This window comes from Streptomyces minutiscleroticus (assembly GCF_014650875.1).
In the GTDB taxonomy this organism is placed as follows: domain Bacteria; phylum Actinomycetota; class Actinomycetes; order Streptomycetales; family Streptomycetaceae; genus Streptomyces; species Streptomyces minutiscleroticus.
Genome location: NZ_BMVU01000002.1, coordinates 262085 through 286207 on the forward strand (window position 1 = coordinate 262085; position 24123 = coordinate 286207).

Here is a 24123-nt window from a genome sequence, read left to right on the forward strand (position 1 = left end):
ACTCCCAGCGGGGACGGTACGGAAGGTGACGCTCAAGGATAACGGCACTCCGGCACGCCTCTGTCACACCCGTCACCGCCGAGCGCCCCCTACGAACTCCCTGTGCGGACCGCCTCGAAACCCCGCGGGGCCCGCCCGGAACCCCCTGCCCGGCTATGGCTGGAGCAGCCGCGGCGACAGCGCCCCGCACGGGACCAGATCGAGTTCGGCGCCCGCGTCCCGCAGGTCGGTCAGTACCAGTTCGTCGTACATCAGCAGCCCGGACTGCTCGGGCCAGACGACGGCCCACAGCCACAGGCCGAGCGCCTCGCCCGCGAACACCGCGCGGTCCTCCGGGGTGCCGGAGACGAGCCACAGCGGGGTCGGCCGTCCGGCCGCGAGGACCTTCGCCTGGGGCGGCTTCTCGACGTCCAGGTACGGGCCCGGGTCGGGGCCGTCGACGCCCGCGTACCGCGCGCCGAGGCCGACGCCCAGCTCCTCGGCCACGAGGATCAGCTCCCCGAACCCGCCGAGCGGCCCCGGTCCCGAGCAGGCCACGGCGGTCGCGCGGCCACCGCTGCGGTCGTCGCCCGCGCAGGCCACGCCGGTGTAGAGCCAGCCGACGGGCAGCGGCCACGGCATCCACACGGGCACCTGCGTCCGGTGCACGACGACGCCGAGGGCCTCGACACTGGGCGGGATCACGGGCTGCAGCGGGTGCACCGTCCCGTGCACGTCGCACTGCCAGGAGTCGGCGAAGAGGCCGGGAGCCCTGACCCGGCCACCACACTTCGGGCAACTGGGTTCGCCCCTCATAGGGCCCCACGGTCCTCCCCGGAGGTGGTCGCGTCAAGGACGATCACTCGTCCGGAGGGAGTCGCGCCGCCGCGCACGACCGGCTGCGGCTCACATCCACCGGAATCCATCGGACGGGCACCGGGCTCGCCGGCCCGGTCCCGCCGTCCACCGCCGGGGACGGGACGCCACGGCCGGGCCCGGCGGAACCGGACCCGACGGACACGACCGGCCCGGACCCGGCGGACACGAGCGGCCCGATCGCATGGACCCGTGCGGTCCGCGCACGGGCAGCCGTGCGGTCCGGCGTACGGACAGGGGCGCACCGACTGTTCCCGGCCACCTGACGGGCGGCCGGGCCGTCGCGCCGGTCAGTCCAGCGCGACGGACCTGCGCACCGGGTCGCGCAGGTCGGTGCCGCCGGTGAGCCAGCGCTCCTGGAGGGCCTGGGCGCCGTGCACGCGCTTGAAGGCGGCCTCGTTCGGCGTCATCGGCAGCAGCGGCAGGAACCGCACGGGGTCCAGCGGCGCGTCCAGCTCCAGGTCCTCGACCAGACCGCCCGGCTCGGCGACCAGGACCGAGGTGAACGGGGCACCGGGCCACAGCGGGTCACCCACGTCGAGCGAGGCACCCGGAGCCACGATTACCCCTTCGACCTGCGGGGACGCGGCGAGCACCGCGAGCGGGCGGAGCACCTTGTCGGTGTCGGCGACGCCCGTGCGCACCGACAGGACCAGCTCGGCGCGCGGCCCGGCGACCGGGTCGGCGAGCATCGAGGCGGGGTCGGACATCGGCTGCGCGGACATGCCGAGCGTCGCGTAGCGGACGATGTCGCCCTCGGTGAAGCGCAGCACTTCGATGCGGTCGGTGCCGAGGAAGGTGACCGACGCGCGCGCGTCCGGTTCGCCCAGCGCGCTGCGCAACCGGGCCTCGACCAAAGGGAGAACATCAGCCATGCACCGAGCATAGAAGTCGTCAGCAACGGGCAAAGCGAGGCCTTGACACTTCAGTCGGCTGATAGTCTTGGCCGCTGGTCGGGGCAGCAGGTAGCCGGCCCCCGGGCATTCGCCTCCGGGGAGCCGCTTCACGCCCCGATGCACGACACTCCCCCACGGGGGATGGATCTCCCCTACGGGGGACCGGCCGGAGGAGGTGGGGCTCCATGGATCGAAGTCGACCGTGCAGTACCACCCGCTCTTCCGGCCCCGAGTTCTGTAGCTGACGTTCTGCTTGGCTGCCGCCCTCTCGCACTCGCGACGTGCCCCGTTCGGTGCACGACGGAAGAGCACTTCGTCTTTGCCTGATCTGTCTGATCTGTATCAGTAGCGATGCTGCCACCGCGACGGTGCGGTGCTCCCCGCTTTGTGGACGTGCCAAACACGTTTCCCGGCAGGAACCGCCGGGACCCCGAGCAGGACGTCCCCATTCCGGGTAGTTCCGACCGCCGTGGGCGGCTCTCGTTTTGCGAAGGAGCCTGCCATGTCGATGATCCGTGACCTGCGTGCCGCGGTCCGCCCCTCGCTGCGCAAGGACGGCGTCGCGTCCCGCGACTACGCGGCCACGCGCGACCCCGCCGAGACCACGGCCGTGGTCGACTGCGCCGTCTACCGGGACGGCGTCCGGCTCGCCTCCGCCGACAAGCTGACGCTGCGTGAGGCGATCCGCCTCGTGCGGCACGGCGGGGGCTTCGTCTGGATGGGCCTGCACGAGCCGAGCGAGTCCGAATTCGCGGGCATCGCCTCGGAGTTCGGGCTGCACCCGCTCGCCGTGGAGGACGCCGTCCACGCCCACCAGCGGCCGAAGCTGGAGCGCTACGACGACTCCCTCTTCGCCGTCTTCAAGACCGTCCACTACGTCGAGCACGACGAACTCACCGCCACCAGCGAGGTCGTGGAGACCGGCGAGGTGATGTGCTTCACCGGCCGGGACTTCTTCATCACCGTGCGGCACGGCGGGCAGGGCTCGCTGCGGGCGCTGCGCCACCGGCTGCAGGACGACCCCGAACTGCTCGCCAAGGGGCCCTCCGCGGTGCTGCACTCCATCGCCGACCACGTCGTCGACGGGTACATCGCGGTCGCGGACGCCCTGCAGGACGACATCGACGAGGTGGAGACGGAGGTCTTCTCGCCGGGTCCCCGCGGCGGCGTCTCGCGCGGCGTGGACTCGGCGCGGATCTACCAGCTCAAGCGCGAGGTGCTGGAGTTCAAGCGGGCCGTCTCGCCGCTGATGCGGCCGATGCAGCTGCTGAGCGAGCGGCCGATGCGATTGATCGACCCGGACATCCAGAAGTACTTCCGGGACGTCGCCGACCACCTGGCCCGGGTGCAGGAGCAGGTCCTCTCCTTCGACGAACTGCTCAACTCCATCCTGCAGGCCAACCTCGCGCAGGCGTCCGTGGCGCAGAACGAGGACATGCGCAAGATCACCTCGTGGGCCGCGATCATCGCCGTGCCGACGATGGTGTGCGGGGTGTACGGGATGAACTTCGAGCACATGCCGGAGCTGCACTGGCGGTTCGGCTACCCGATGGTGCTGGGCTTCACGGTGGTGGTCTGCTGCGCGATCCACCGGACGCTGAAGCGCAACGGCTGGCTCTGAGGGACGTACGGACCGCTGGATAGGCTGGGCCCATGACAAGCGCACCGCTCGACCAGGCCCTCGTCGACCAGGCCCTCGTCGACCAGGCCCTCGTCGAGGAGGCCAGCAAGAAGTCCGGACTCGTCTGGGCGCGGGGCACCGTGCCGGCGGAGCGGGACCGGCCGGAGCGGGACCGGCCGGAGCGGGACCGGCCGGAGCGGGACCGGCCGGAGCGGGACCGGCCCGGCCAGGCGCTGTGGCACGTCTGGCACGACGGTGCGGTGTGCGTGGTCGGCGACGGGCCCGGCGAGCAGCCCCTGCCGGACCTGGTGGACGGCCGCGGGGCGCTGGTCACCGTGCGCAGCAAGGACAAGGGCGGCCGGCTGGTCACCTGGCCGGCGAAGGTCGTGGAGCTGGCGCCGGAGTCGCCCGAGTGGGAGGCGGCCGTCGCCGAGCTGAAGGGCAAGCGGCTGAACGCGCCGGATGCCGAGACGATGCCGCGGCGCTGGGCCCGCGAGTGCCGTGTGCTGCGCCTCGAGCCGGCGGGCGCCGCGGCGGAGCTGCCGGCGGACTCCGGTGCCGCGCCTCCGGTGCCCACGCCGGCCGTCACCCGCCGGCCGGTCCCGGAGGCGCTGCCCCGGCTGCTGTGGAAGAGGAAGCGCCGCCGGTAGGGCGACGCCCACGACCCGCCGACGGCGGCGGCGCCCGCGACCTGCCGACCATGGCGGCACCCCCTGCCCGCTGACGGTGGCGATGCCCACAGCCCGCTGACGGTGGCGGCGGCGCCCCACCGCCCGCCGCCGGGGACGCGCCCCGGGCGGCGGGTCAGGACGTGGGCAGTTCCCGGCCGTAGTCCACGGTCTCGTCCTCCGACGGCTCCTCCAGGGCGAAGTCCTTGTTCCAGTCCGTCATGCGCAGGGTGCCGGCCCCGCCCGCGCGGGTCAGCGTCAGCGGGTACGGCCTGCCCTCCAGGGAGACGTCCAGGGTGCCGCCGGAGCCCTTGTCGCCGGTGAGGCGGACGGTGCGGACGCCGTTCTGCTCGTGCCGGCCGTCCGTGGTGACCTCGCCGTGCAGCGAGAGCAGCCCGTCCAGCAGGGTGTCCTTGTCCGTGAAGACGCTGAGCTGCTGGTAGGCGGGGTCGCCCTGGGGGACCTTCACGTACTTGCCCTGGAGCTTCTCGGCCGCGCCGGCGTCGCTCGCCGAGCCCCCGCCGTCCGCGTCGTCCGCGTGGCTCCAGAACCCGGCGTCCGCCTTGATGTAGAGCTGCTCGCCCACCCGCAGCAGCCGGAACGTGCTGCCCTTGGAGGTCACCGAGCCGCTGCCGCCGTCCTCCCGGAGCCGCATGTCGAGCTTGTAGGTGCGCTTGTCGCTGATCACCGCGCCGGACAGGCGGACCGTGCTCGCCCCCTCGGCGGCCGCCTTCGTCTTCGCGTGGATCTTCGCGGGGGACAGCTTGCCCACGCCGTTCGTGCCCGCGTCCGGGTCCTCACCCCCGCCGCAGCCCGTCAGCCCGGTCCCCGTGACGACCAGGGCGCACAACGCGCTCACCAGTGCGGCCCTGCGGTTTCGGGGGATTGCAGTCACGGGCAAGGCTGCCTCTCTCGCGCGGTCCTCAACGGCGTACCGCAGCGTACCGGTGCCGCCCGGGTGGCCCGGAGCCAGTCCGTACGCACCGCTCACCAGGGCGTATCCGACCAGGACGGGCTAGCCTGAAGCCCACCCGAGCGGACACATGCGGACGAAAAGGAGGCGCGGGGCATGGCTTCAGGCGCCCCCCGGATCTTCGTCTCGCACCTCGCCGGTGTCGCCGTCTTCGACCCCAACGGCGACCAGGTGGGGCGCGTGCGCGACCTGGTGGCCATGCTCCGGGTCGGACGGCGGCCGCCCCGGCTGCTCGGACTGGTGGTCGAGCTGCCCACGCGCCGCCGGATCTTCCTGCCCATGACCCGGGTGACCGGCATCGAGTCGGGCCAGGTCATCACCACGGGCGTGCTCAACGTACGGCGCTTCGAGCAGCGGCCCACCGAGCGGCTCGTCTTCGGCGAGCTGCTCGACCGGCGGGTGCGGCTGACCGAGACCGGCGAGGAGGTGACCGTGCTCGACGTGTCGGTCCGGCAGCTGCCCGCGCGCCGGGAGTGGGAGATCGACCGCGTCTTCGTGCGCAAGGGCCGGGACGGCTCCTCCCCGCGCGGCGGGAAGGGGCGCATAGCGCTTCCGTGGACGGGCGGCGGGCGGCGGGCGGGCGAGACGCTGACCGTGGACTGGTCGGCCGTCACCGGCTTCTCGCTGGAGGAGCAGGGGCAGGGCGCCGAGAACCTGCTCGCCACCTTCGAGCAGCTGCGCCCCGCCGACCTCGCCAACGTGCTGCACCACCTCTCCCCCAAGCGCCGTGCCGAGGTGGCCGCCGCCCTCGACGACGCCCGGCTCGCCGACGTCCTGGAGGAACTGCCCGAGGACGACCAGATCGAGATCCTCGGCAAGCTGGCGGAGGAGCGGGCGGCGGACGTCCTGGAGGCGATGGACCCGGACGACGCGGCCGACCTGCTCGGCGAGCTGCCCGAGGACGACCAGGAGCGGCTGCTGAGCCTGATGCAGCCGGCCGACGCGGCCGACATGCGGCGCCTGATGGCGTACGAGGAGCGCACGGCGGGCGGTCTGATGACGACGGAGCCGGTCGTGCTGCGTCCGGACGCGACGGTCGCCGACGCCCTGGCCCGGGTGCGCAACCCGGACCTCTCCCCGGCGCTGGCCGCCCAGGTGTACGTGTGCCGGCCGCCGGACGAGACGCCGACCGGCAGGTACCTCGGCACGGTCCACTTCCAGCGGCTGCTGCGCGACCCGCCGTACACGCTGGTCGGGGCGCTGATCGACGACGACCTGCAGCCGCTGGGCCCGGAGGCGGCGCTGCCGGTGGTGGCCGGCTTCTTCGCGGCGTACGACATGGTGGCGGCGCCCGTCGTCGACGAGAGCGGCTCGCTGCTGGGCGTGGTGACCGTGGACGACGTGCTCGACCACATGCTGCCGGACGACTGGCGCGAGACGGAGTTCCACCTGGAGGAGGGGGAGGCGGCCGATGGGGTCTGAGCGCGAGGGCCGGGAGCGGGCGGCCTCCGGGGCCGGCGCCGCCACCCGGCTGCGCAGCCGGCTCGACCAGCCGCTGCTGCCCCGCCGCAGGCTGCTGCCCGAGTGGGATCCGGAGGCGTTCGGGCGGCTGTCGGAGCGGATCGCGCGGTTCCTGGGCACGGGCCGGTTCATCGTCTGGATGACGGTCGTCATCGTGCTGTGGGTGGTCTGGAACGTCAGCGCGCCCGAGGAGCTGCGGTTCGACGACTACCCGTTCATCTTCCTGACCCTGATGCTGTCGCTCCAGGCCTCCTACGCCGCCCCGCTGATCCTGCTCGCGCAGAACCGCCAGGACGACCGCGACCGGGTCAACCTGGAGCAGGACCGCAAGCAGAACGAGCGGTCGATCGCCGACACCGAGTACCTGACCCGGGAGATCGCCGCGCTGCGCATGGGCCTCGGCGAGGTCGCCACCCGCGACTGGATCCGCTCCGAACTCCAGGACCTGGTCAAGGAGCTGGAGGAGCGGCAGGGGGACGGGCGGGGCGTATTCCCGGCAGAACACCCGCGGGGACGTGACGCAGGCGACCGTTGACGGGCGTCCCTACTCAGGGTGTGCGCGCCGTACCATCGTCCGTATGGTTACGGAAGACGCGGTGCGCGGAGCGCTGGCGACGGTGAACGACCCCGAGATCCACCGACCCATCACCGAGCTGGGGATGGTCAAATCGGTGGAGATCGCCGCGGACGGCGCGGTGGCCGTCACCGTGTACCTGACCGTCTCCGGCTGCCCCATGCGCGACACCATCACGGAGAACGTGACGCGGGCCGTCTCCGCGCTGGAGGGCGTCCCCCGCGTCGACGTCTCCCTGGACGTGATGAGCGACGAGCAGCGCCGCGAGCTGGCCACCGCGCTGCGCGGCGGCCAGGCCGAGCGCGAGGTGCCGTTCGCCAAGCCGGGCTCGCTGACCCGGGTGTACGCGGTCGCCTCCGGCAAGGGCGGCGTCGGCAAGTCCTCGGTCACGGTGAACCTGGCGGCGGCGATGGCGGCCGACGGCCTGAAGGTCGGCGTCGTGGACGCGGACATCTACGGCCACTCCGTGCCGCGCATGCTGGGCGCCGACGGCCGCCCCACGCAGGTCGAGAACATGATCATGCCGCCGTCCGCCAACGGCGTGAAGGTCATCTCCATCGGCATGTTCACCCCGGGCAACGCGCCGGTGGTCTGGCGCGGCCCCATGCTCCACCGCGCGCTCCAGCAGTTCCTCGCGGACGTGTACTGGGGCGACCTGGACGTGCTCCTGCTGGACCTGCCCCCGGGCACGGGCGACATCGCCATCTCGGTGGCCCAGCTGGTCCCGAACGCCGAGATCCTGGTCGTGACGACGCCCCAGCAGGCGGCGGCCGAGGTCGCCGAGCGCGCGGGTTCCATCGCGGTCCAGACCCACCAGAAGATCGTGGGCGTCGTCGAGAACATGTCCGGTCTGCCCTGTCCGCACTGCGGCGAGATGGTCGACGTGTTCGGCACGGGCGGCGGCCAGCTGGTGGCCGACGGCCTGACCCGGACGACCGGCGCGACCGTCCCGGTCCTCGGCTCCATCCCGATCGACGTACGGCTGCGCGAGGGCGGCGACGAGGGCAGGCCGGTGGTCCTGAGCGACCCGGGGTCCCCGGCCGGCTCGGCCCTGCGCGCCATCGCCGGCAAGCTGGGCGGCCGCCAGCGCGGCCTGTCGGGCATGTCGCTGGGCATCACGCCGCGCAACAAGTTCTGAGCGGCCCGGACCCCGTACCGCGGGGCCCGGTGCTGCGGGATGAGGGCGCCGTCCACCGGTGGACGGCGCCCTCTTCGCGTCCCCGGCGGCGCGGTCCGTGCGCTGCGGCCTACGGCGGGCACGCCCCGCGCGACGGGCTCGTGCCCCTGCTCCGGCGGGCGTGTGCCCGCGTGCGGCGGCGGGCTCGCGCCCCTGCCGCATGGCGCGCGCCCGTACCGCCGGACGTGCGCTCGTGCCGGCCAGGCGTGCGCCCGTGTATCCCTAGGCGTATGCCTCGATGTCCCTGATCGCCGAGAAGGCCAGGCCGTATGCGCTCATGCCGCGGCCGTACGCGCCCAGGTGGACGCCCTGCTGCGTGGAGCCCGCGAGGACCCAGCCGAACTCGGACTCGCGGTAGTGGAACGGCGTCGGCACCCCGTCCACCGGCAGGGACAGCGACGACCAGTCCGGGCCTCCCAGGTCGTCCGCGAGGACCCAGGCCGTCTCGGTCTGCTGGTCGAGCCAGTCGTCGCGCAGGGTGTGGTCCATCTGGCCGGGCCAGGTGAAGGACAGCAGGCCCACGCCCGCGAGCCAGGCCGCCGAGGAGACCGAGGTGGCCTCCAGCAGGCCCGTGCCGTCGGCGCTGCGCCGCGAGGGGTTCGCCGCGACGGTGACCACCACCGCGAAGCGCTCCGTGTCCTCGGTGGAATCGCTGCGCACCGAGGGCTCGTCACCGTGTCCGACCGAGCCGTGCTCGACGGCACCGTCGGCGGAGGTACCCACCTGCATCAGCCAGCGCGGGCCCGTGAACGCCTCGTCGAGGCCGTACCACGGGAAGCTCGCCAGCAGGTAGCCGTCGACCGCGCGCCGGGCGGAGGCGAGCGGCTGTTCGCCCTCCCCGGCCGGCGTCTGCGCGCCTACCCGACTTGTCGTCTCCATCTGCCCGGACGCCTCCTGTCTCTCGTCGGACCTGAGCGGCCCGCCCCCCTCGGGCGTCCCCATCGGTCCCACAACAACTAGGCAGAATAACCACAGGTATGCGCGGAGCCGGGAAACCGGTCCGCGGGTGGGTCGCGTACACGACGGGTTCCGGACGCGACGGCGCACCGCGGGGCGCACGGGCCGGAGGGCAGCCGCTCCCGGGCCGGCGGCCTGACCCGGGTGACGGCCGGGCTCGGACGGCGCCGGGCTCAGAGGACGGGCGGGCTCAGGATCGGCCGGACCCCGGTGGCGGGTGGGCTCGGGTGGCGGCCGGGCTCAGGTGGCGTCGGCGTCGAACGGCGGGCGCTCGCCCGGGTCGAGCTTCTCGCGCTTCTTCGTCATGTCGACGGTGCCGCCCGCGGCCCCCGGGGAACCCGGGTCGGACTCGCGGCCGTGCACGGCGTCCGTGACCTCGGCCATCTCCTTCTTCAGGTCGAAGCCGTTGCGGATCTCCTTGAGCCCCAGCTCGTCGTTGTCCAGCTGCTTGCGGATGAACGTCTTGGGGTTGAGGTCCTCGAACTCGAAGTCCTTGAACTCCGGACCCAGCTCCTGGCGTATGTCCTGCTTGGCGCTCTCCGAGAACTCGCGGATCTTGCGGATGGTCCGCGTGACGTCCTGGATCACCTTCGGGAGCTTGTCCGGGCCGAAGACGAGCACGGCAAGGACGACGAGCGTGACCAGCTCGAGCGGTCCTATGTCATTGAACACCTGGCGGCTCCTTGCGATGTCCTCGGCCCTCGGCAGGTCTTCCGTGGTCCGGGCCGGATCCACGGTACCCGCCGGACCTGCCCGACCGGTACTGCCCGTGCGCCGTGGGCCGCGTGTACACGACGGGTTTCCCCCTTCGTACGCCCCGGTTCGTCCGGGGCGGCCGTCAGTCGCCCTCCGCCGTGCCCAGGACGAGAGTGACCTCCTTCTCCTCGCCGTCGCGCCGGATCGTCAGCTCCAGGCGGTCGCCGGGGCGGTGGGCGCGGGTCTTGACGATCAGCTCCTCGCCCGAGTGCACCCGCTGCCCGTCGATCCCGGTGATGACGTCGCCCGCCCGGATGCCCGCCCGGTCGCCCGGACCGTCCTCGGTCACCGGCGGACCGCCGTCGTTGCCCTGGGAGCCGACGCGGGCGCCGTCGCCGGTGTAGTCCATGTCGAGCGTGACCCCTATCACCGGGTGGGTGGCGCAGCCCGTGTTGATCAGCTCCTCGGCGACCCGCTTGCCCTGGTTGATCGGTATGGCGAAGCCGAGTCCTATCGAGCCGGCCTGGCCCCCGTCCAGGTCCGGGCCGTCGCCCGCGGAGCGGATGGCGCTGTTGATGCCGATGACGCGGGCCTGCGCGTCCAGCAGCGGGCCGCCGGAGTTGCCCGGGTTGATCGGCGCGTCGGTCTGCAGGGCGTCGACGTACGAGACGTCGCTGCCGTCGCCCTCCTCGCCGCCCGCCGTGATGGGGCGGTCCTTGGCGCTGATGATGCCGGAGGTGACGGTGTCGGCCAGGTCGAACGGCGCGCCTATGGCCACGACGGGGTCGCCGACCCGGACGTTGTCGGAGTTGCCCAGGGGCAGGGCCGTCAGGCCGCCGACCCCGTCGACCTTCACGACGGCGAGGTCGTACCCGCTGTCCCGGCCGACGACCTCGCCCTCGGCGGTCTCGCCGCCGCTGAACGTCACGCTGATGGTCCCGTCGGCCCCCGCCGGCTCGACCACGTGGTTGTTGGTGAGGATGTGGCCGCGGGTGTCCAGTACGAAGCCGGTCCCGGTGCCCTCGGCGTCCGCGCCGCGCACGTGCAGGGTCACCACGCCGGGCAGGGAGCGCGCCGCGATCCCGGCGACGCTGCCAGGCGCCCGGTCCGTGGGCTCGGCGCCGGCCTGGGGCAGTTCGACGGCGTCGATGCCGCCGTGGCGCTCCAGGTACGCCCCGACGACGCCGCCCACGCCGCCGGCGACGAGCGCGACGAGCGCGGCACCGCCGACGAGGGCGCGCCTCACGCGCCCGCGCCGCTGTCCCGTGCTCTCGGCCAGGGCCCCGTTCTGCTGCAGCGGCGCGGCGGCCCAGGGGTCGTAGCGCTGCCAGGGGCCGGAAGCGGCCGGCGGGACGGGGCGGGCGGGATCGGTGACCTGGTGGGGCTGCGCGAGCGGGACGGAAGAGGCAGGCGGGACGGAAGAGGCAGGCGGGGCGAACGGGTCCGCCGCCGGCACCGGGGCCGCCTGCGCAGGGGCGCCGTGCGCCGCAGCCGCTTGCACGGGGGCGCCGGGGGCTGCCTGTGCGTGGGGGCTGTGCGCCGGGGCCGTCTGCGTGGGGGTGCCGTGCGCCGCGGCCGTCTGCGCGGGGGTGCCGTGCGCCGCGGCCGTCTGCGCGGGGGTGCCGTGCGCCGCGGCCGTCTGCGCGGGGGTGCCGTGCGCCGGGGCCGGGGACACGGGGGTGCCGTGGGCCGCGGTCGTCGCCGGGTGCTGTACGGGCGGTGCGGGGGCCCAGGGGCCGGGTTCGCCGTACGGCGGGGTGCCGTAGGGGTCGGGGGCGTGCAGGGGGCGGGGGCGGTCGGCAGGAGGCTGCGTGTCCTGCGCGTCCTGTACGTCCCGCACGTCCCGCGCCGCCGGCCCGCGCACGTCCCGCGCCATCGGCTCGCCCTCCGCGTGCGGCCCGTCCGGCGCTTCCTGCCCGCTCCGTGCGGCCTGTCCGCTCCGTACGGCCTGCCCGCCGCGTGCGTCCCGGCCGACCCGTGCGGCTTCGCCGACCTGCGCGTCATGCCCGGGCCGCACGTCATATCCGACGGCCCCGGCCTCCTGCTCGTACGGCCCGTCCGGGGAGATCCCGCCGCGGCTGCCCGAGCCGCTTCCGGACGTGTCCGCGGCCGGTACCTCGGGACCGGCCGGCGCCCCGGGACCGGCGCCCCTCGCCGCCCCTTCCGGCGTTCCCGGCGCTCGCGGTCCCGCCTGGACGGCGACGGGAACTGCGGCGGGCGGAACGGCGGGAGTCGCGGTGGCCGCCGCGGCGGCGGACGAGGCGGCGGGCGGAGCAGCAGGAGTCGCGGTGGCGGCCATCGGCCGTTCCAGCTCGAAGTCGCCGTCCGTGCCGTCCGCCCGTCCGGTGCCCCCGGCGCTCCGGACGTCCCCGGCCGTCGGCCCGGCGGCCGGGGCGGAAGGCCCCGTGGGCGAGGCGTCGAAGGGGCCGGTCTCCGGCCCGTGCGCCCGCGGGCGGCTCCACCACTTCGGTTTCGTGGGCTTCCCCTGGTTCATGCTCTCCCCACACATGGCCCGCGGCCCGACGCGTCGGCGCTCACCGCAGAAGGTCGACTCCGCGTCCGGGATGTCCTGCGCGGACGCGGCCCACCACGGATTCAACCAGGTTCGCGGGCCGCCGCGCAGGGGCCGGGTCCGGCGGCGGGGTCAGCGGGGCGACGTGGGCGAAGGGGTGACGGACGGGTCGCCGGGGACCGGCTCGGACAGCAGCACGGGCGGGACGAGCGCCGGCACCGTCGGCCAGGCCGCCAGCGTGACCGGCGGGGTCTGGGCGAGGGGGCGTATGAGCGGGGAGGTCGCGACGGCACCGTCCGGCACGTGCGGCCCGTACGGCGTCCGGTGCGGGGAGGGCGGGGAAGGCGGGGCCGCCGGGGCGGGTACCCCGGGGAGCAGCGGCGCGGCCGCCTCGACGGGCGCGACCGGCGTCTCGTCGCCGCGGCGCTGGGTCTGGGCGAGCAGCGGGCCGACGCCGGAGCGGCGGCGCGGCCCGTCGGACGGGGCGGCGCCGGCCCCCGGTCCGCGCGACGGCGTCACGTTGCTGCCGGACCCGCCGCGCGCGTCCGTGGTGTCGGTCGGCATGCCCACCGACATCCCGCCGAGCGCGATCGCGGCCAGCGAGACCGCCCCGGCCGCGGCGAACGCGAAGCGCAGCCCGCGCGAGGCCGACCGCTCGGCCTCGCGGCGGCCGACGTCGTGGATGCGGAAGCCGCGCTGTTCCGGCTCGGAGGGGAGCATCGCGGAGTGGGGGCCCGACGGCGCGTACCCGAAGGGCTCCTTCATGCCGAAGACACCGGAGGTCCCGAAACCTGAGCCGCCCGGAGCCGGTCCGCCGCTCCGGTCGTCCCCCGCGGGGAGTCCCTGGAGGCGGGCCAGGAAGCTCTCCGAGGGCGTGGGCGGGGCCACCTCCGCGAAGACGCTCTTCAACCGGCGCTGCTCGTCGGCCTCGGCCTTGCACTTCGCGCAGGTGGCGAGGTGGGCCAGGACGCGCTCGCGCGCCTCATGACCGAGCTCTCCGTCCACGAGGGCGGAGAGCCGGTCTCCCAGGTGCTGCTCTGCGGGGGTCGGCCGTGATCCGGTCACGCGGTCGCGCCCCCTCCTCCCAGCGCGGGCACTCCGACCACGAAGCGACGGCGCTCGGCGCGGGCCTCCGGCGACCGGTGCGCCAGGGCCTTGCGCAGCTGCGAGCGGCCGCGGTGGATCCGGCTGCGGACCGTGCCGAGCTTCACGCCCAGGGTCGCGGCGATCTCCTCGTACGACAGGCCCTCGATGTCGCAGAGCACGACGGCGGCGCGGAACTCGGGGGCGAGCGTGTCCAGGGCCTGCTGGACGTCCGCGTCGAAGTGCGAGTCGTTGAAGACCTGCTGCGGGGACGGCTCGCGGCTGGGGAGCCGCTCGGCGGCGTCGTCGCCGAGGGCGTCGAACCGGATGCGCTGCTTGCGGCGCACCATGTCCAGGAAAAGATTCGTGGTGATGCGGTGCAGCCAGCCCTCGAACGTGCCGGGGGTGTACGTCGACAGGGAGCGGAAGACGCGGACGAAGACCTCCTGGGTGAGGTCCTCGGCGTCGTGCTGGTTGCCCGTCAGGCGGTAGGCGAGCCGGTAGACCCGGCCGCTGTGCATGCTGACGATCTCCTCCCAGGTGGGCGGAGTCCACGCCTGCGAGTCCGCGTCGGTGGCGAAGGTCGCGGTCTGCGCGGTGTCGGTGGCGTGGCGCTGGTCAGCGGTGTCGGTCACGGATTTCGGCTCGCTCGCCGACCCGAGGAGGCGCCGCAGCACCCCTCTCCGATCCACGGGCTCAGCCGCACCTCCCCTATCGGCTCTGGTGGTGTCCAGTGGAGCCCCTACCATAGCCACCTCGCCCGTTAGCTCCGGATAAGCGGTTTTACGAGAATTTGATACGCGCTTCTGCGGCTGCGTCAGCACTTGCTCGCCGTCCTGGTCCATGCGCCGTCCCCCCGCGTCCTTCTCCACTCCGTAAACGCCCGGTCCCATCTGCGGGTTCCCGACGGCAACGGATACAGTCACGCCCAGGCAACCACGGGGACAGGAGAGGGTCATTACCGGCAACCGGCAGACGAGCTGGGCGTTCGCCGACGCCTTTGTCGCCGAGGACGACGCGCTGCACTGGGCCCGGGAGCGGGCCCGGGAGGCAGGGCTGCGCCCGGTGTCGCCCGGCACGGGCGCCGCGCTGCGGATGCTCGCCGCCACCGTGGACGCCAAGGCGGTGGCGGAGATCGGGACCGGCACCGGGGTCTCCGGCATCCACCTGCTGCACGGCATGCGGCCGGACGGGGTGCTGACCACCGTCGACTCCGAGCCGGAGCGGCAGCAGTTCGCCCGGCAGGCCTTCCGGGCGGCCGGCTTCGCCAGCAACCGGGCGCGTTTCATCCCCGGGCACGCGCTGGACGTCCTGCCCCGGCTCGCCGACTCCGGCTACGACCTGGTGTTCTGCGACGGCGACCGCGCGGAGTGCCTCGACTATCTGGCGGAATCGCTGCGCCTGCTGCGCCCGGGCGGCCTGGTGTGCTTCGAGGGCGTCTTCTCGGACGGCCGGACCGTGGACTCGGGCCCGCAGCCCGCCGAGGTCGTCCGGCTGCGGGAGCTGCTGCGCGGCGTGCGCGAGAGCCAGGACCTGGTGCCCTCGCTGCTGCCGGTGGGCGACGGCCTCCTCTGCGCGGTCAAGCGCTGACACCGGCCCGGCGCCGTCCGGCCGGGCCCGGTCCGGCCCTGCCCCTCCCCCTGCCTCCACCCTTGCCCGCCCGCGTACCGCGCGGGCCGGCGCGCGTCCCCGTACCGCCCGTACCCGAGCACCGCGCCCGCGCTCGCACCCCCGCCGACCAGGGCTTCCGTCCCTCCGCCCGGGAACGACAGCGCCCCGGCGCCGTGTGCGGCACCGGGGCGGCTGAAGAGGTATGGTCGCTTCCGCGTCAGCCGACGACCTTCTTGAGGGCGTCGCCGAGCGCGTCGGCCTCGTCAGGGGTCAGCTCGACGACGAGCCGACCGCCGCCTTCGAGCGGAACGCGCATGACGATGCCCCGCCCCTCCTTGGTCACCTCGAGCGGGCCATCGCCCGTCCGCGGCTTCATGGCCGCCATGCTCGTTCCCCTTCCTGAAACCAGCTCATCGTCCGCCGACGGCCCCTTGAAGGGCACGCGTCCCTTTGTAGGACGCGCGTCACCGGCATCGAACACATTGCTTCCAAGCCATTATCCCGCATCGCAGGACCCGATGACCAACATCGGTTGGCATCGCTTGGGCAACGCGCGCGAGCAAAACCACTCAATTCACCGAGGGGGCTGCAATACTGCGCCACCGCGCCTACAGACGCCGCGCGGAATTCTTTGACGCAGGTCACACGTGCGTCCCGCCCCTGCTCCGGCGATCTCCGCCATGCTGTCCTCCGACAGGACGTACCGACCGGTACGCCGGATCCACCGCATCGGAGGGGACCCGCCATGGCCGACACCGTGCTCTACGAGGTGAGCGACGGACTCGCGACGATCACGCTCAACCGCCCCGAGGCGATGAACGCGCTCGACGTGGAGACGAAGGTCGCCCTGCGGGACGCGGCCCGGGCGGCGGCCGACGACGGCGCGGTGCGGGCCGTACTGCTCACCGCCGCCGGCGACCGGGCGTTCTGCGTGGGCCAGGACCTCAAGGAACACGTGGGGCTGCTCGCGGCGAGCGAGGGGGCGGGGCCGGACGAGGGCGTCATGAGCACGGTGCGGGAGCACTACAACCCGATCGTGCGGGCCCTGGCCGGCGCCGCGAAGCCCGTGGTCGCCGCCGTGAACGGCGTCGCCGCCGGGGCGGGCTTCGGCTTCGCGCTCGCCGCGGACTACCGGATCGTGGCCGACACGGCGTCCTTCAACACCTCCTTCGCCGGGGTCGCGCTGACCGCCGACTCGGGCATCTCCTGGACACTGCCGCGCGCCGTCGGCGCGAGCCGGGCCGCCGACCTGCTGCTCTTCCCCCGCACCCTGACCGCCCAGGAGGCGTACGACCTCGGGATCGCCCACCGCGTGGTGCCCTCCGCGGAGCTGGCCGCCGAGGCCCTGGGGCTGGCGCGCAGGCTGGCCGCGGGCCCGACCGTGGCGTACGCGGCCCTGAAGGAGTCCCTCTCCTACGCCCTGTCGCACTCCCTGGAGGAGGCGCTGGAGAAGGAGGACGAACTGCAGACCAGGGCGGGCGCCTCGCAGGACCACCGGATCGCGGTGCGGGCGTTCGTGGCCAAGGAGAAGCCGGTCTACCTGGGGCGCTGAGCCCGCCACGGGTCCGGCCCACCCGCGGGGCGGCGGGCCGCCCGCTCCCCGGCGGCCGGGCCGCGGGGCTACCCGCGGCGCGCCACGCAGTCCGCCAGGTGGTCGTCCACCAGGCCGCACGCCTGCATCAGGGCGTACGCCGTGGTGGGTCCGACGAAGCGGATGCCGCGCTTCTTGAGGGCCTTGGACAGGGCCGTGGACTCGTCGGTCACGGCCGGGACGTCGGCGAGCGTGCGCGGGGCGGGCCGCGCGGCGCGGTCCGGGGCGAAGGACCAGATCAGCTCGTCCAGCTCGCCGGGGGCCCAGTCGGCGAGCACGCGCGCGTTGGCGACCGTCGCCTCGATCTTGGCGCGGTTGCGGATGATCCCCGGGTCGGCCAGCAGGCGCGCCTCGTCCTCTGCCGTGAACGCCGCGACCTTGGCGATGCCGAAGCCGGCGAAGGCTGCGCGGAAGCCCTCGCGGCGGCGCAGGATCGTGATCCACGACAGGCCGGACTGGAAGGCCTCCAGGCACAGCCGCTCGTACAGCGCGTCGTCGCCGTGGACCGGGCGGCCCCACTCCTGGTCGTGGTAGGCCAGGTAGTCCTCGGCCGACAGGGCCCACGGGCAGCGCAGGGCGCCGTCGGGGCCGGCGAGCGCGGCGCTCATCGGTGGTCTCCGTCGGCCGGCTTGTCCATCGGGACCCGGGCGGCGCGGGCGCCGGCGAGCGCGGATTCCAGGTCGGCGATCCGGGCGTCCCGCTCGGCCAGCTCGGCGCCGAGGCGGCCGAGCGCGTCGTCCACGTCGGCCATGCGGTAGCCGCGCACGGTGAGCGGGAAGCGGAGGGTCTCCACGTCCGCGCGGTTCACCGGCCGGTGCTCGGGCAGGTGGTCCGCCACCCGTTCCGGTGGCGCCTCGGGCAGCGCGCCGCTCTCCCCGCCGCCGACGACGGAGAGGGTCACCGCGCCGACGACCACGACGAGGGCGAGGACCAGGAACAGGAACATGAACATCGCTGAGGCCCCCAGGCTCGGACGCCGGCGCGGGCGCGCCGGCGCGGAAAGTGTCAGGCTCCGATCGTGCCATGCGGCGCCGGCGGTTAGGGTCGCAGGCGGCCGTACAGCGGGAACTACAAGGTGAGGTCACAGGGGATGCTCAGACTGGGCAGGCGCGAGTTCGGCGCGCACGAGCCGGTGATCATGGCGATCGTGAACCGGACCCCGGACTCCTTCTACGACCGGGGCGCCACGTTCCACGACGAGCCCGCACTGGCGCGGGTGGAGCGGGCGGTGGCCGAGGGCGCCGCGATCATCGACGTGGGCGGGGTGAAGGCGGGCCCCGGCGACGAGGTGACGGCCGAGGAGGAGGCGCGGCGGACGGTCGGCTTCGTGGCCGAGGTGCGCCGCCGCTTCCCCGACGTGGTGATCAGCGTCGACACCTGGCGGCACGAGGTCGGCGAGGCCGTGTGCGAGGCGGGCGCGGACCTGCTGAACGACGCGTGGGGCGGGGCCGACCCGAAACTGGCCGAGGTCGCCGCCCGGTACGGCGTGGGCCTGGTGTGCACGCACACGGGCGGTGCCGCGCCGCGCACCCGGCCGCACCGGGTGACCTACGACGACGTCATGGCCGACATCCTGCGGGTGACGCTGGGCCTGGCCGAGCGGGCCGTGGAGCTGGGCGTGCCGCGCGAGTCCGTGCTGATCGACCCCGGGCACGACTTCGGCAAGAACACCCGGCACAGCCTGGAGGCGACGCGGCGGCTGGGCGAGATGGCGGACACCGGGTGGCCGGTGCTGGTCTCGCTGTCCAACAAGGACTTCGTCGGCGAGACGCTGGACCGGCCCGTCAAGGAGCGGGTGATCGGCACGCTGGCGACGACCGCCGTGTCGGCGTGGCTGGGCGCCCAGGTGTACCGGGTGCACGAGGTGGCCGAGACGCGGCAGGTCCTCGACATGGTGGCGTCCATCGCGGGCCACCGCCCGCCGGCGGTGGCCCGGCGCGGCCTGGCGTAGGCGCGGCCCCGGCCGGACGTCCGTCCGTACGGGGAGACCCGTACGTCGGTACGGAGGGACGGGGAGGGGCCCGGGCCGCGCGGCCCGGGCCCCTCCCGCCGTGCTCCCGCGCCTACCTCCCGGCCTCCTTCGAGACCAGGGCCACGGCCTCGTCCACGTCGTCCGTCAGGTGGAAGAGCAGCAGGTCCTTCTCGGACGCCTTGCCCTGCGCGATCAGGGTCTTCTCGATCCAGTCGACCAGGCCGCCCCAGTACTCCGTGCCGAAGAGGACGATCGGGAAGCGGGTCACCTTCTGGGTCTGGACGAGGGTGAGCGCCTCGAAGAGCTCGTCCAGCGTGCCCAGGCCGCCCGGCAGGACCACGAAGCCCTGCGCGTACTTGACGAACATCATCTTGCGGACGAAGAAGTAGCGGAAGTTCAGCCCGATGTCGACGTACGGGTTGAGCCCCTGCTCGAAGGGCAGCTCGATGCCCAGGCCGACGGAGACGCCCTTGGCCTCGCAGGCGCCCTTGTTGGCGGCCTCCATGGCGCCGGGGCCGCCGCCCGTGATCACCGCCCAGCCGGCCTCCACCAGGCCGCGGCCCAGCCGGACCCCGGCCTCGTACTCCGGGGAGTCGACGGGGGTGCGCGCCGAGCCGAAGACGCTGATGGCGGGCGGGAGTTCGGCGAGCGTGCCGAAGCCCTCGATGAACTCCGACTGGATGCGCAGCACCCGCCACGGGTCCGTGTGCACCCAGTCGGAGGGGCCGCCCGCGTCCAGCAGCCGCTGGTCCGTCGTGCTGGCCTGCACCTGGTCCCGCCTGCGCAGCACGGGACCCATGCGCTGCTCCTCCGGCGGCTGCTCGCCGCCCTCGGGATTGCCGGTCGCCATGTCCGCTCCCTCCGCGTCGGGGCCTCCCCTTGCGCTCATGGGGTCCCCCCGGCCGGACGGGACCGGACGGGGGGAGAGGCCGAGAGCCCTGGGAAGCTCGTTCCACCTCAGCGTAGATCCAAGCCGGTTACGGAGGGGGGACCTGTGGATGTCCGCCGTGCGCCGTCCCCCGCTCCGGCCGCCCCGCGGCCCGGCGCCCTCCCGCCGCGGCCGGGTCAGGCGGTCAGCCAGGCGCGCAGGCGCTCCTCGCAGGCGAGGACCTTCGCCGTCTCCACGCGCTCGTCGCGCTTGTGCGCCAGGTGCGGGTTGCCGGGGCCGTAGTTGACGGCCGGGACGCCGAGCGCGCTGAAGCGGGAGACGTCCGTCCAGCCGTACTTGGGCTGGGGCGTGCCGCCGACCGCCTCGATGAACGCGGCGGCCGCCGGGTGCGAGAGGCCGGGCAGCGCCGCCCCGCTGTGGTCGTCGACGACGAACTCCTCGACGCCGCAGTCCGCGAAGACCTCGCGCACGTGGGCGAGGGCCTCCTCCCCGCTGCGGTCGGGCGCGTAGCGGAAGTTGACGGTGACGGTGCAGGCGTCCGGGATGACGTTGCCGGCCACGCCGCCCTCGATGCGGACGGCGTTGAGTCCCTCGCGGTACTCCAGGCCGTCGATCACCGGGCGGCGGGGCTCGTACTCGGCCAGGCGCCGCAGGATCGGGGCGGCCGCGTGGATGGCGTTGGACCCCATCCAGCCGCGGGCCGAGTGGGCGCGCTCGCCGGCGGTCCTCAGCAGCACCCGCAGCGTGCCCTGGCAGCCGCCCTCGACCTGGCCGTCGGAGGGTTCGAGGAGGACGGCGAAGTCGCCCTCCAGCCAGTCCGGGTGGGCCTCGGCCACCTTGCCCAGGCCGTTGAGGTGCGCGGCGACCTCCTCGTTGTCGTAGAAGACGAAGGTGAGGTCGCGGTTGGGCGCGGGCACGGTGGCCGCGATCCGCAGCTGGACCGCGACGCCCGACTTCATGTCGCACGTCCCGCAGCCCCACAGCACGCCGTCCTCGTCGAGGCGGGAGGGGACGTTGTCCGCGATCGGGACGGTGTCGACGTGCCCCGCGAGGATCACCCGTTCGGTGCGGCCGAGGTCCGTGCGGGCCACGACGTTGTTGCCGTACCGGTCGACGGTCAGGTGCGGCAGGGCGCGCAGCGCGGCCTCGACCGCGTCGGCGAGCGGCTTCTCGCCGCCGCTCTCCGAGGGGAAGTCCACCAGTTGCGCGGTCAGCGCGGCGGCGTCGGACGTGAGGTCAAGCGGGGTGTCGGCCATGCGGACGACCCTAGCGCCCCGGCCCGCGCCCGCACCCCGCGGACCTGCGGGCGGGCGCCCGCGCCGCGGCCGGGGCGCGGTTGTCCACAGTCCCCGGCCCGTTCACACCGGGCTCCAGTACCTTGTTACGCGTGCCAGAGCCCCCCACCCTCTTCCGGCGCGGCCGCCTCCTGCGTCTCGGAGCCGCCGCAGTGGTCCTGCTCGCCGTCGCGGGCTACCTCGTGGTGCAGTACGTCACCGGCGGCACCGGCGCGCCGCGCTGCACCGTCGTCTCCGGCAAGGGAGACGGCGCGTCGTACGAGTTCACGGCCGAGCAGGCGGTGAACGCGGCGACGATCTCGGCCGTCGGCACCTCGCGCGGCATGCCCGAGCGCGCGGTCACCATCGCCCTGGCCACCGCGCTGCAGGAGTCGGCGCTGCGCAACATCCGGTACGGCGACCGGGACTCCCTCGGCCTGTTCCAGCAGCGGCCCTCGCAGGGCTGGGGCACGGAGAAGCAGATCATGGACCCGGCGTACGCGGCGGGCGAGTTCTACGACCACCTGGCCGAGGTGCCGGGCTACTCGCGGCTGCCCCTCACCGTCGCCGCCCAGCGGGTGCAGCGCAGCGGCTACCCGCAGGCGTACGCGAAGCACGAGCCGGACGCGACGCTGCTCGCGGCCGCGCTGACCGGCCGCGCCCCGGCCACGCTGACCTGCGAGGGGCGGCCCGCTCCCGAGCACGGCGGCCCGGACGCGGTGCGCGCCGCGCTCGTCCGCGACTTCGGGCACGACGTGCTGCAGCAGGCGGGCGCCGACGTGAGCGCCCTGTCCTCCCCCTCGCCGGCGGCCACGGCCGGCTCCGCGCGGACCGGCGCCCCGGCTCACGGCCGCACGGTGACGATCCCCGTGCCCGCGACGGCCTCCGCCACGGGCGGCGGCGCGCGGCAGCGCGGCTGGGAGCTGGCGCACTGGGCGGTGGCCAACTCCTCGGCGCTGCGCATCGAGCGCGTCGCCTACGCGGACCGGGAGTGGACCCCGCACGGCGGCTGGCGCCGCTCCGGCCGGGACGACGCGGAATCCGCCTCGGACGTCCGCATCCGCACCCGGCGGTGAGGCGGAAGCACCCGGTACCGGCTCCTCCCGTACCGGATGCCCGCGCACCGGCGTCCCGCGTCCCGGCGTGCCGCCCTACCGGCGCCGCCCCGCTCCGGCCCCCGGCGTCAACGGCGCGGTGCCGCTCGCGGCCGTCGGCGGCGCCCCCGCCGACACCGGCCAGCAGTGCGAACCGTCGCCCGCCGGAGGGGCGCGCGGCGCTCCGCCCCACCGCCTCGCACGGCGCTGCGGGCGCGCCCCCTCCGAGCCCCGCTTCCCTTGCGGGCCAAGGGTTGTAAGGGGTCACCACCTCTCTGAACCATGTCTCTTTTCACCCGTTATCCACCAGAGAAGATCATGTGACGCATTACCAACTCTTTACGTCGGCCCACCGCAACCTTCGGGGGTTTCGAGCGGTAGTCACTGCGTCCGAGCCCAAGTGATCAAGCGCCGGTCGACCGGCGGCCGGTCAGGGTTCGGCACCCCCACCGTTCTCTCCGTCGAAGGAGCATCATGTCCCTCCCCCTGACCCGCAGGATCGCCCGTGCCGCGCTGCTCGTCGCAGCGGGAGCGGCTCCCGTGGTCGGTGCGGCCGGCTCCGCGAACGCGGCCGCCCTGCCGGCGGCGCCCGACCTGGGCGGGCTGAGCGCCCTGGACACCGCCAGCGCCGGCAACACCCTCGACAGCGCCGCGCAGAACGCCACCGGCCTCGCGGGCGCCACGGGCGGCAAGGTCGTCGAGGAGGCCGTCCCGGCCGCGGGCAAGACCGGCGGCAAGGTCGTGAAGCAGGCGACCCCCGTCGCACAGAAGGCGGCCGGCGACATCGCGGGCTCCGCGGGCGACGCGCTCGGCGAGACCGCGAAGACCGCGACCGGCAGCCTGCCGTCCGACGGCCTGCCCACCGACCAGCTGCCCGTGGACTCGCTCCCCCTCGGCTGACGTCCGCGGCACGCCCCGCACGAAGGGGCCCGGGTTCCGCACCCGGGCCCCTTCGGCACGTTCACGCGCCCCGCGCGGCGCGCGTACGGCTACAGCCGCGCCACCGCGGCCTCGATCCGCTCGTCCGACGCCGTCAGCGCCACGCGCACGAACCGTTCGCCCGCCGCGCCGTAGAAGTCGCCCGGCGCGACCAGGATGCCCAGTTCGGCCAGGTGCCCCACGGTGTCCCAGCAGGACTCGTCGCGGGTGGCCCACAGGTACAGGCTGGCCTCGCTGTGCTCGATGCGGAAGCCGTGCTTCTCCAGGGCGGCGCGCAGGGCCGTGCGGCGGGCCGCGTAGCGCTCGCGCTGCTCGCGGACGTGGACGTCGTCGCCGAGGGCGGCCACCACCGCGGCCTGGGTCGGCGCGGACGTCATCATCCCGCCGTGCTTGCGGATCTGCAGCAGGTCGCCGAGGACGCGCTCGTCGCCGACGACGAAGGCCGCGCGGTAGCCCGCGAGGTTCGAGCGCTTGGAGAGCGAGTGGACCGCCACGATCCCCTCGTACGAGCCGCCGCACACGTCCGGGTGGAGCACGGAGACCGGGTCGGCCTCCCAGCCCAGCTCCAGGTAGCACTCGTCGGACAGGACCAGGACGCCGTGCTCGCGGGCCCAGGCGACGATCCGGGTCAGCTCGTCCTCGGACAGGACCCTGCCGGTCGGGTTGGACGGCGAGTTGAGCCAGAGCAGCCTCAGGCCCTCGGGGTCCAGCTCGGTCGGGTCGTCGTACGCCTCGTACTCGGCGCGGGCCAGCCGGGCGCCGACCTCGTAGGTCGGGTAGGCCAGGCGCGGGTACGCCACCCTGTCGCCGGGGCCGAGGCCCAGCTGCGTCGGCAGCCAGGCCACCAGCTCCTTGGAGCCGACGACCGGCAGGACGTTGCGGTGGGTCAGGCCGCGGGCGCCCAGCCGCCGCCCGCACCAGCCGGTGATCGCGTCACGCAGCTCGGGCGTGCCCCACACCGTGGGATAGCCGGGCGAGTCGGCGGCCGCGACGAGAGCCTTCTGGACCGGCTCGGGCACCGGGTCGACGGGCGTGCCGACGGAGAGGTCGACGATGCCGTCCGGATGCGCGGCGGCCGTCGCCTTGTAGGGCTCCAGCTTGTCCCAGGGGAAGGTGGGGAGCCTCTCGGAGACTGCGGACACGGGGTCTGGCTCACTTTCCCGTCCGCGCGGCGGGCGCGGACGCACGTGTGCGGCGCGGGGTGCGGCAAACGCCTCGGTCCCGCACGGCGGGCGGGCCGTACGGGACCGGATGGCTCCGCCCCCGGCCGGTGCCGGGGG

24 protein-coding genes are annotated in these 24123 nt (G+C 74.4%); 10 read left to right on the forward strand and 14 right to left on the reverse strand.

All coding sequences use genetic code 11. The annotated features are described in order from the left end of the window. Nucleotides 1-153 precede the first annotated feature (153 nt). Both IE271_RS04285 and IE271_RS04290 read right to left on the reverse strand, forming a co-directional pair. Entirely contained in the window at nt 154-795 is a 642-nt protein-coding gene (locus tag IE271_RS04285) for a DUF6758 family protein (RefSeq protein ID WP_190188788.1), read from the reverse strand. 350 nt (nt 796-1145) lie between these two features. Then, nucleotides 1146-1730, reverse strand: a complete 585-nt coding sequence (locus tag IE271_RS04290) for a suppressor of fused domain protein (RefSeq protein ID WP_190188789.1) — start codon at nt 1728-1730, stop codon at nt 1146-1148. A 523-nt stretch (nt 1731-2253) separates the two neighbouring features. Between IE271_RS04290 and IE271_RS04295 the strand changes: the two genes are divergently transcribed. Continuing rightward, nucleotides 2254-3372 (forward strand): magnesium and cobalt transport protein CorA, encoded by a 1119-nt coding sequence (locus IE271_RS04295; protein WP_190188790.1) that lies wholly within the window; start codon nt 2254-2256, stop codon nt 3370-3372. Between the two features lie 32 nt (nt 3373-3404). Next, complete coding sequence (locus IE271_RS04300; protein WP_190188791.1) at nt 3405-4022, forward strand: hypothetical protein; 618 nt, start codon at nt 3405-3407, stop codon at nt 4020-4022. 154 nt (nt 4023-4176) lie between these two features. Here IE271_RS04300 and IE271_RS04305 read toward each other — a convergent pair whose 3' ends face one another. Further along, nucleotides 4177-4935, reverse strand: coding sequence for a hypothetical protein (locus tag IE271_RS04305; RefSeq protein WP_190188792.1), 759 nt, complete (start codon nt 4933-4935; stop codon nt 4177-4179). A gap of 174 nt (nt 4936-5109) precedes the next feature. On the opposite strand from IE271_RS04305, the gene IE271_RS04310 reads away from it, so the two are divergent. The 3 genes from IE271_RS04310 to IE271_RS04320 are packed head-to-tail and all read left to right on the forward strand — an operon-like array spanning nt 5110 to nt 8186. Continuing rightward, a complete protein-coding gene (locus IE271_RS04310; RefSeq protein WP_190188793.1) occupies nt 5110-6435 on the forward strand; it encodes a magnesium transporter MgtE N-terminal domain-containing protein in 1326 nt (441 codons plus the stop codon). Further along, nucleotides 6425-7009 (forward strand): DUF1003 domain-containing protein, encoded by a 585-nt coding sequence (locus tag IE271_RS04315; RefSeq protein ID WP_190188794.1) that lies wholly within the window; start codon nt 6425-6427, stop codon nt 7007-7009. Before IE271_RS04310 ends, IE271_RS04315 begins: the two co-directional genes overlap by 11 nt. 43 nt (nt 7010-7052) lie before the next feature. Continuing rightward, the gene (locus tag IE271_RS04320) at nt 7053-8186 is read left to right on the forward strand and encodes an Mrp/NBP35 family ATP-binding protein (RefSeq protein WP_190188795.1); all 1134 of its coding nucleotides are present in this window, start codon (nt 7053-7055) and stop codon (nt 8184-8186) included. 261 nt (nt 8187-8447) lie between these two features. Here the strand turns inward: IE271_RS04320 and IE271_RS04325 are convergent, their stop codons facing one another. From IE271_RS04325 to sigE, 5 genes are all read right to left on the reverse strand, one after another. Beyond that, nucleotides 8448-9104, reverse strand: coding sequence for a hypothetical protein (locus IE271_RS04325; protein WP_229919112.1), 657 nt, complete (start codon nt 9102-9104; stop codon nt 8448-8450). Nucleotides 9105-9422: 318 nt separating this feature from the next. Continuing rightward, nucleotides 9423-9854 (reverse strand): sec-independent translocase, encoded by a 432-nt coding sequence (locus IE271_RS04330; RefSeq protein ID WP_190188797.1) that lies wholly within the window; start codon nt 9852-9854, stop codon nt 9423-9425. A 166-nt stretch (nt 9855-10020) separates the two neighbouring features. Continuing rightward, the gene (locus tag IE271_RS04335; RefSeq protein ID WP_444546135.1) at nt 10021-11754 is read right to left on the reverse strand and encodes a S1C family serine protease; all 1734 of its coding nucleotides are present in this window, start codon (nt 11752-11754) and stop codon (nt 10021-10023) included. Between the two features lie 768 nt (nt 11755-12522). Continuing rightward, nucleotides 12523-13455, reverse strand: a complete 933-nt coding sequence (locus IE271_RS04340; RefSeq protein WP_190188799.1) for an anti-sigma factor family protein — start codon at nt 13453-13455, stop codon at nt 12523-12525. Next, nucleotides 13452-14150 carry an RNA polymerase sigma factor SigE gene (gene sigE, locus IE271_RS04345; RefSeq protein ID WP_190188981.1) on the reverse strand — a complete coding sequence of 233 codons (699 nt, stop codon included), beginning with the start codon at nt 14148-14150 and terminating at the stop codon, nt 13452-13454. The genes IE271_RS04340 and sigE overlap by 4 nt, the downstream gene beginning before the upstream one ends. Nucleotides 14151-14364: 214 nt before the next feature. Here sigE and IE271_RS04350 point away from each other — a divergent pair, with 214 nt between their 5' ends. Further along, nucleotides 14365-15063 carry an O-methyltransferase gene (locus IE271_RS04350; protein ID WP_190188982.1) on the forward strand — a complete coding sequence of 233 codons (699 nt, stop codon included), beginning with the start codon at nt 14365-14367 and terminating at the stop codon, nt 15061-15063. A gap of 238 nt (nt 15064-15301) precedes the next feature. Here IE271_RS04350 and IE271_RS04355 read toward each other — a convergent pair whose 3' ends face one another. Beyond that, complete coding sequence (locus IE271_RS04355; protein WP_003966491.1) at nt 15302-15469, reverse strand: DUF3117 domain-containing protein; 168 nt, start codon at nt 15467-15469, stop codon at nt 15302-15304. Nucleotides 15470-15829: 360 nt separating this feature from the next. On the opposite strand from IE271_RS04355, the gene chcB reads away from it, so the two are divergent. Then, complete coding sequence (gene chcB / locus IE271_RS04360; RefSeq protein WP_190188800.1) at nt 15830-16636, forward strand: 2-cyclohexenylcarbonyl CoA isomerase; 807 nt, start codon at nt 15830-15832, stop codon at nt 16634-16636. 68 nt (nt 16637-16704) lie between these two features. On the opposite strand, the gene IE271_RS04365 is transcribed toward chcB, so the two are convergent. Continuing rightward, nucleotides 16705-17283, reverse strand: coding sequence for a DNA-3-methyladenine glycosylase I (locus IE271_RS04365; RefSeq protein ID WP_190188801.1), 579 nt, complete (start codon nt 17281-17283; stop codon nt 16705-16707). Continuing rightward, nucleotides 17280-17627, reverse strand: a complete 348-nt coding sequence (locus IE271_RS04370) for a DivIVA domain-containing protein (RefSeq protein ID WP_190188802.1) — start codon at nt 17625-17627, stop codon at nt 17280-17282. Before IE271_RS04370 ends, IE271_RS04365 begins: the two co-directional genes overlap by 4 nt. Before the next feature lie 138 nt (nt 17628-17765). On the opposite strand from IE271_RS04370, the gene folP reads away from it, so the two are divergent. Further along, entirely contained in the window at nt 17766-18626 is an 861-nt protein-coding gene (gene folP / locus IE271_RS04375) for a dihydropteroate synthase (RefSeq protein WP_190188803.1), read from the forward strand. 112 nt (nt 18627-18738) lie between these two features. On the opposite strand, the gene IE271_RS04380 is transcribed toward folP, so the two are convergent. Together IE271_RS04380 and dapE are read right to left on the reverse strand one after the other, a co-directional pair. Then, nucleotides 18739-19497 carry an LOG family protein gene (locus IE271_RS04380; protein ID WP_190188804.1) on the reverse strand — a complete coding sequence of 253 codons (759 nt, stop codon included), beginning with the start codon at nt 19495-19497 and terminating at the stop codon, nt 18739-18741. A gap of 215 nt (nt 19498-19712) precedes the next feature. Continuing rightward, the gene (gene dapE / locus IE271_RS04385; RefSeq protein WP_190188805.1) at nt 19713-20792 is read right to left on the reverse strand and encodes a succinyl-diaminopimelate desuccinylase; all 1080 of its coding nucleotides are present in this window, start codon (nt 20790-20792) and stop codon (nt 19713-19715) included. 131 nt (nt 20793-20923) lie between these two features. Between dapE and IE271_RS04390 the strand changes: the two genes are divergently transcribed. Continuing rightward, complete coding sequence (locus IE271_RS04390; protein ID WP_190188806.1) at nt 20924-21886, forward strand: VldE C-terminal domain-containing protein; 963 nt, start codon at nt 20924-20926, stop codon at nt 21884-21886. A gap of 492 nt (nt 21887-22378) precedes the next feature. Continuing rightward, entirely contained in the window at nt 22379-22804 is a 426-nt protein-coding gene (locus IE271_RS04395) for an ATP-binding protein (protein ID WP_190188807.1), read from the forward strand. An 89-nt stretch (nt 22805-22893) separates the two neighbouring features. Here IE271_RS04395 and IE271_RS04400 read toward each other — a convergent pair whose 3' ends face one another. Beyond that, the gene (locus IE271_RS04400; RefSeq protein WP_190188808.1) at nt 22894-23985 is read right to left on the reverse strand and encodes a bifunctional succinyldiaminopimelate transaminase/glutamate-prephenate aminotransferase; all 1092 of its coding nucleotides are present in this window, start codon (nt 23983-23985) and stop codon (nt 22894-22896) included. Between the last annotated feature and the right edge of the window lie 138 nt (nt 23986-24123).